Origin of the sequence: Flagellimonas olearia (genome assembly GCF_009184425.1) — a bacterium.
In the GTDB taxonomy this organism is placed as follows: Bacteria; Bacteroidota; Bacteroidia; order Flavobacteriales; family Flavobacteriaceae; genus Flagellimonas; species Flagellimonas olearia.
Window position 1 is genome coordinate 1 of the sequence record NZ_WELG01000175.1, and the last position, 325, is coordinate 325.

A 325-nucleotide genomic window follows, 5' to 3' on the forward strand; every position below is an offset into this window, starting at 1 on the left:
AGCGCAGCCAGGTCGGACTGCAGGCGCATCATGATGGGCTGAGTTTCCGGGTCGCCGAAGCGGCAATTGTATTCGATTACTTTGGGGGCACCGTCTGGGTTGATCATCAAGCCCGCGTAGAGGAAGCCGGTGTAGGGCATGCCTTCGGCGGCCATGCCTTCTACGGTGGGGGTGATGACTTCGTCCATGATGCGTTTGTAGACCGCGTCGGTGACCACCGGCGCCGGGGAGTAAGCGCCCATGCCGCCGGTGTTGGGGCCCGTGTCGCCGTCGCCGGCTCGCTTGTGATCCTGGCTGGTAGCCATGGGCAGAACGTTTTTGCCAT

At 62.8% G+C, this 325-nt stretch carries 1 pseudogene; it reads right to left on the reverse strand.

Features of this window, described 5'->3' with window-relative positions:
- Window positions 1–305: pseudogene (locus tag F8C76_RS19570) on the reverse strand (phosphoribosylamine--glycine ligase); the annotation flags it as partial.
- Window positions 306–325: the final 20 nt, after the last annotated feature.